Source organism: Microbacterium sp. ISL-103 (assembly GCF_018613995.1).
Lineage (GTDB): Bacteria > Actinomycetota > Actinomycetes > Actinomycetales > Microbacteriaceae > Microbacterium.
Genome location: NZ_JAGGPD010000388.1, coordinates 1 through 6,454, shown reverse-complemented (window position 1 = coordinate 6,454; position 6,454 = coordinate 1). Strand labels below are relative to the sequence as shown.

Genomic DNA, 6,454 nt, shown 5'->3' with positions numbered 1-6,454 from the left:
AGGACGAGACCGATACTCAACACGACCAGCGTGGATGTCGTCTGTTCCCAGAGGCTGGGAAAGTCCACGACCAACCGTTCTGCGACAGCCGCCGGGCCAGGAAGTAGATACGCAGGAATATCGAAGATGGCGACGAGACCTGCCCACGCAGCGACGATGGCGACGAACACGAGGGCGGGCACCGCGGACCAGGCGATGGAACGAAGTTTCCGCGGCGCGCTCTTGCGGCCTCGCCCGGCGCCGACCGCGAGGGTGCGCGTCTCCGACGGCAGTTCGGCGAGAGTACCGGTGGTTTTCGACATGAACCTTCTCTTCCTCGAGAGTTCGGGTAGTTCTACGGGCGCCGCCCATCGAGTCTTAGATATCGCGGGAGATCGGGCGGGCACCCAACTGGTGATATGTGACACTATCCCACTAAATGGGATCTCTTCAACTGAGAACCGACGGTCCGATCACAATCCAAAGGCAGCGCGGCCTCCGATGCGTCTGTTTTCAAGGGGTCTTGAGGTGTACTGCCAGGGCATGCCTGAGCGCGTCAGCGGCGGCTTATCCTCGAGACATGGATAACCGGGCGGAGGTGCGCGAGTTCCTCATGAGCCGTCGCGCACGGCTCACCCCCCACGAAGTCGGCATACCGGCGCATCAGAACCGCCGCGTGCCTGGTCTGCGCAGAGGTGAAGTAGCGGCGATGGCGGGCGTTAGCGAGGAGTACTACGCGAAGCTGGAACGAGGCGCCATCGCCAGCGCATCCGTGCCGGTCCTTGACGCAGTCTGCAAAGCACTGCAGCTCGACGAGATCGAAACAGCGCACCTGTACGACCTTGCGCGAACCGCCGGAAGCCGACCCGCTGCCCATCGCAGCAACCCGGAAGCCACTCGAGACGCACCTCGCGCGAGCCTACTCAAAGCCCTGGGTTCCGTCGTCGAAGGAATCGCGTTCGTTCGAGACCCGCGACAGAATCTCGTCGCCGTCAACGACCTCGGGCGGTTGTTCTATGCCCCGCTCATCGGCGACCAGGCCACGGCCCCCAACTTCGCTCGCTTCCAGTTCCTCAACCCTGCCTCCCGCGACTTCTACCCTGACTGGGATCTGTACGCGAGCATGTGCGTCGGGATCATGCGAGCGGAAGCAGGGCGCCACCCGCTGGACAAGACGCTGCATTCGCTCATTGGAGAGCTGTCGACCCGCAGCAAGGTCTTTCGAACCCTCTGGGCCAGGCACGACGTACGCACCCATGTTCCCGGGATCAAGCGGTTCCACCACCCTGTCGTCGGAGCGCTCGAGTTCAGTTTCGAAGAGTTCTCCATCAGTGCGGAACCCGGGAACATCATGATGATCTATACCGCAGACAAGGGATCGCCGTCTGCAGAGCGTCTGCAGCTCCTCGCCTCGTGGGGAGCGGATCACGCGCTTCCTCCGGGCACGGCACCCACGCCATCGTCGTCGCCTGCATCAGGTAGATGACTCGGCAGGGCATATGCCCTAGTTACTTCGGTCCCGTGCGCAGTGAGAAGGCCGCCTCCAGCGCCCTGTCCCAACGTGCGGCAGCCACCGACGACGGTGAGACATGAACATGGCAGCTTGTCTCCGACCACGATCCCCGTGGCAGTCACCATGTGCGCCGCTTCGACCAGAAGCACAGGCGGAGTATCAGCCCGACCTGAGGGCTGAGGAACATCTGCGCACCGGTTAGCTCGCTGTGCGCAACGCCGGACAGCTGCGAGTACCTGGTCCGTGTCCCGTTGCGGGGTGCCGCTTCCTCGAGAAGCGCGGTCGCCAGCCGGTGTAGCTGGGCGGGGCGACTATGGCCCCGCCGATCTGCCGGATCATGGTCCGCAGGTTCGCCAGGTACTCGCCGACGTCGAGCGCCCCGACATCTCGAATGATGTGCACGCTGTGCCGCGCGAACTTCAACTCTCCACGGATCAGCGACACGTGACGTGACAGCACATCGAGTTCCGTGTCGGCATTCAGCAGCAAGTTCACCCGCCCGAGAGACTCGATAGTCGCTCGGGTCAGCGTCCACGCTGCAACAGTCGCCTGCCCCCGCTTCACCGAATCGACGAGCACTCTCATGTGATTAGCCGCGGCTTTGTGCGAACTCATTCGCAAGCACCGCGCGAGCCTTCGCTTTCGTACCTGCGCGCGTGCGCTTTGTCGGTGGCTCCAAGCCCAGACGTACCCGCATGGACTCGTCTCGCCGTCGCCGGAATCGAACCAGTTCTCCCCGGGCACTCCTCCAAAATCCAACCACGCGTCCCCCTGCCGTGCGATTCCGACGACTCTCTCACAGCTGACGAAACATTCGAGCAACGTGATGGAGTTACCATCGCTCATCCGACGCGGTCCCGCGCGACCCGGCTGAATGGAGCGGCTATGTCAGTGTCCCGACTGGAGTACTTCGTTGCCGTCGCGCAGGAGAGGAACTTCGCTCGCGCAGCGGCCCGGCTTCACATCACCCGCCCCGCGTTGAGCCAACAGATTCGCAAGCTCGAGGATGAACTCGGCCACCGCCTCGTCTCGCGGTCCTCACACCGAGTCGTGCTCACCCCCGCGGGGCAGAGCCTCCTCCCCCGCGCTCGCGAAATCGTCGAGTCCTACCACCGACTCAGCACCATCGTCGACGAAGCCGCCCGCGGCACGAACGAGCTGCTGCGCCTCGGAGTGAACTCGTCCTCACTCATCGGACTGGTGCCGTCCGTCATCCAACGCTTCCGCAGTGATCATCCCGGCGTGACCGTGGTCGTGGACGAGCTGTGGGACGAACAGCAGTTGGAAATGCTCCGCGCCGACGAACTCGACGCCGCCATCTTCCGCAGCACCACTCCTCCTGACGGACTCACCTCGTGGCCTCTGGGCGTCGATTACCTGCATGTGTGCCTTCCCGCATCGCATCCCCTCGCCGAACAGGAGGAGGTTCAGTGGACCCAGTTGGAAGGCGAACGGCTCCTCCTCCCCGACCGGGGCAGGGCACGCATCGAGGTCGACACGATCCTCACCGCATTCACCCGCGAAGGCGTGCCTCTCGATGACGTCGTCATCACCATGCAGGGCTACCACGGGGCCTCGTGGGTCGCTGCTGGCTACGGAATCCTCGTAATCCCCGGCTACGCCACCGCCCTCCGGCAAGAAGGGACGGTTCTGCTCCCGCTGTCCCCGCCACACCCGGCGATGCAACTGCGGATTGCCACCCGTCCCGACCTGCAGTCCGGCGCCCTTCTCGCACTGCTGCGTGCAGCGACCGCCACTGCGAACAGCGAACCGCTAAACGAAAGAAATCCTTAACGTCAGGTGAGCGAGGTGCATCAACTACTTCATATGAAGCGCCCTCCATGTAACACCGAAGAAACGGGTGCTTGGGAAAGTGGGCATCGCTCGTCCGGACGGGCTCTTCCACACACAGCCTGGTGCATGTGCACCTCTCTTAGGAGTTCCCGAAATGAAGCGCAGTACCGCTCTCACAGCCACCCTCGCTGCCGTCACGCTCGGCGGCATCATCCTCTCCGGTTGCACCGCAACCAGCGACCCTGGCGCCGAAAGCCTTCCCCCGATTGATGCCACACCCACCCCCGTCGCACCCGCATCCGAAGACCTCCCGAACGTCGTCGTCATCGACGCGGGCGGCACTCTCAGCTCCACTGCAGAAGACCGCATCAGCTACCAGCACTACGCGGAAGATGTCGACGGGGGCCTGACCACCATCGTCGGCGACCTCTACCCTGAGTTGGAGAGCGTCGCGAACGTCAGTGTCGTAGAGACCGCGTCGCTGGGCTCGTCTTCTGCTGTCACCGATGAGATCCTCTACACGGTGTCCCGTGCCATCGACACCCAGCTCGCGAACGATGACGTAGATGCTGTCGTCGTGACGGGCGGGACGAACGTGCTGGAAGAGGATGCCTACTTCTTCGACCTCACGGTCCAGTCCCCGAAGCCGGTCATCGTAACCGGCGCCATGCACCAGTACGGCACGTTCACCTACGACGGATACACGAACGTGTTCAGCTCCATCCGTCTCGCTGCAAGTGGCAAGACCACCTGCTACGGCACTGTTGTGCTGATGAACGACCAGTTCTTCAGTGCTCGCGATGTCACCAAGACTGACGGGTACCGGATGGACACGTTCGAAGGCGGCCCGTATGGCGCTCTGGGAGTTGTCAACGAGGACGTGATCCGGACCATGCGTGCACCGGCACGCGTCACCGACTGCGGTACCCCTGAGTGGGCGACGCCGTTCGATCTGAGCACGATCTCCGCAGCCGATCTCGCCCGTGTCGAGATCATCAGCGGCTACGTCGACGCATCCCCCGACACTGTCACCGGCGCCGCTTCGAACGCTGAGGGCATCATCACGGCAGGGCATGGCCCGGGAAACATGTCGGCCGCGCAGAACGCCGCGTTGGAGGGCCTGACCGACGTGACCGTCGTGGCCGCCACCCGCACCACCGGGGAGGGAACATACAGTGACCCCGAGTCGGGTGCCATTGGGGCCGGCGACCTCCTGCCTCAGAAGGCCCGCCTGCTGTTGCAGCTGTCGCTGACGTTCACGGATGACCGCAACCAGGTGAGCGACTGGTTCCGCAGCATCGGCGACCGAGAGTTCGACTACTCGGCTGCGCTGGACTGCTCCCGCAGAGGCCCCGCGGGTCACTCCCACGGGGCCTCTGTCCGTCTAGTCGCGTACCCCGAATGCCGCGACGAGCCGCTGGATGCTCTGCGCGCGATGGATCCGGGGAAGCTCACTGCCATCCCGAACAGCCCCACCTCGACGCTGGAACTCCTGCAAGAACGTTCGCGCCCACACATCATCGCTGGTGCTGGGGCGGGCCAGATCATTGAAAGCCGCGGCCTGGTGCACCGACAGACACAACCTTCCCGTCATTCCCAGATCCAGCGCCGCACGGGACTGAGAGAACATGATCTCTCGGTCACGCCCGACGGTGGGGCCATCAATCGGCCCGGGGAGCTTCGCTGCTCGACTTGCGACCACGAGGCTACTGCGGGGAAACGACATGGCAAGTTCCGAGTCACTCGCACCGGTATCGCGGCGATAGTCTCCGCTGCCGAACGCCAGACGCACCACGCCGTCCGCTGTCGCGATCTCCAGTGCACGTGCGATACCAAGCGCAGATTCGACCAGCGCGATGACGGGGAGTTCGGAGGCCGAGACAACAGCGTCAACATCCCGCGCCGACTCGGCCTTCGCCACCACCAGTCCACGCACCCCTGGCGCGCCACGGAGGGCATCGAGATCTTTCCGCCACTCATCGGTCTCGACGCTGTTGATGCGCACCCACGCTTGCGCACCTGCAGTCAAGACACGGCGCGCATGGTCCCTGGCGTGCGCCTTCAGCGCCTGCGGCACACCGTCCTCCAAGTCGATTACGACCTGGTCGGCGTCGGAGGTCACGCCTGCGCGCAGATCCTCCTCAGAGTGCGCGGCGACTAGAAGCCACGACCGTGCAATGTCTGTTCCGACGGTCGCGTGCGTGACGATGTTTGAAGCCATGGGTCTCTTTCCTGTAGTCGGAGCGCGTGAAAGGAGGGCAGCTGGTCAGCTGCCCTCCTGTGAATACGGCTATAGGCGTGCGGCTGCGTCCAAGTCACGTCGGGCCGTTTCCGGCCCCCAGATGAAGCCGACAACACCACCAAAGACGAGCAGGCAGATGATGACGCCCAGCGCGGTGGCGATACCGAACGATGCGACCAGGATCGGCAGCAAGAAGGTGACGGTCGCGGATCCGAGTCGGCTCGCTGCCACGGCAAGCCCGACGCCACGACCACGCACTTCGGTCGGGAAAAGCTCTGCCGGGTAGGCGTACACGACGTTGCCTGTCGAGACGATGATGAGGGCGAAGATCGCGAAGAGGGCGACAGACAGCGTCGGGGACAGGTTGACGACGAGCGCCATCGGCGCCAGAAGGGCAGCCGCGATGAGGAACCCACCGAACAGCAGCGTCTTGCGACCGAACCGATCAATGAGGAAGTAGCCCGCGAAAGCGCCGATGGCCATGCACACGTTGTATCCGAGCGCGCCGAGGTACGGGTCTTCCACTCCGAGGGTGGTGAGCACCTGCGGGGAGAACGTCCCGAGCGCGAAGTTCGGCATCGTACCCACGGCGTAGGCCATGCACGCGATGAAAGTGTTCCGGAACATTCCGTTGCGGACGAGCGAAGGCCGTCCGGACTTCGAAGCCGCGATGGTGGTGGTGACGAGCGGCAGGTCGACGTTCGCGCCAATTCGGGCGGATACGATCTCCCGGGCTCGCTCAACGCGCCCTGTCTGCATTAGCCACCGGGGGGATTCCGGAATACCCATGCGGATGAAGAACACGATTCCGGCAGGGACGGCAGCGGAGATCAGAATGAGCGACCAGCCGATGTCCGGCACGGTGCGAAGGAGCAGTCCGACGCCGAAGGCGGACGCGAACCCCACCGCCCACGCAATACCGAGCG

The 6,454-nt window shown here is 64.0% G+C and carries 5 protein-coding genes and 2 pseudogenes; 3 read left to right on the top strand and 4 right to left on the bottom strand.

What is annotated here, in order from left to right; genetic code table 11:
* Window positions 1-302: pseudogene (locus J7E68_RS14030) on the bottom strand (hypothetical protein); the annotation flags it as partial.
* A gap of 257 nt (window positions 303-559) precedes the next feature.
* On the opposite strand from J7E68_RS14030, the gene J7E68_RS14025 reads away from it, so the two are divergent.
* Window positions 560-1,465, top strand: a complete 906-nt coding sequence (locus tag J7E68_RS14025; protein ID WP_215173565.1) for a helix-turn-helix transcriptional regulator — start codon at window positions 560-562, stop codon at window positions 1,463-1,465.
* 225 nt (window positions 1,466-1,690) lie between these two features.
* Here the strand turns inward: J7E68_RS14025 and J7E68_RS14020 are convergent, their stop codons facing one another.
* Window positions 1,691-2,077 carry a hypothetical protein gene (locus tag J7E68_RS14020; RefSeq protein WP_215173564.1) on the bottom strand — a complete coding sequence of 129 codons (387 nt, stop codon included), beginning with the start codon at window positions 2,075-2,077 and terminating at the stop codon, window positions 1,691-1,693.
* 300 nt (window positions 2,078-2,377) lie between these two features.
* Between J7E68_RS14020 and J7E68_RS14015 the strand changes: the two genes are divergently transcribed.
* Complete coding sequence (locus J7E68_RS14015; RefSeq protein ID WP_215173563.1) at window positions 2,378-3,286, top strand: LysR family transcriptional regulator; 909 nt, start codon at window positions 2,378-2,380, stop codon at window positions 3,284-3,286.
* Window positions 3,287-3,440: 154 nt separating this feature from the next.
* A pseudogene (locus J7E68_RS19900) lies at window positions 3,441-4,565 on the top strand (asparaginase); the annotation flags it as partial.
* Between the two features lie 105 nt (window positions 4,566-4,670).
* Here the strand turns inward: J7E68_RS19900 and J7E68_RS19895 are convergent.
* Together J7E68_RS19895 and J7E68_RS14005 are read right to left on the bottom strand one after the other, a co-directional pair.
* Window positions 4,671-5,507, bottom strand: coding sequence for a CoA ester lyase (locus tag J7E68_RS19895; protein ID WP_251048993.1), 837 nt, complete (start codon window positions 5,505-5,507; stop codon window positions 4,671-4,673).
* Window positions 5,508-5,576: 69 nt separating this feature from the next.
* Window positions 5,577-6,434 carry an MFS transporter gene (locus J7E68_RS14005; RefSeq protein ID WP_311416988.1) on the bottom strand — a complete coding sequence of 286 codons (858 nt, stop codon included), beginning with the start codon at window positions 6,432-6,434 and terminating at the stop codon, window positions 5,577-5,579.
* Window positions 6,435-6,454 lie beyond the last annotated feature (20 nt).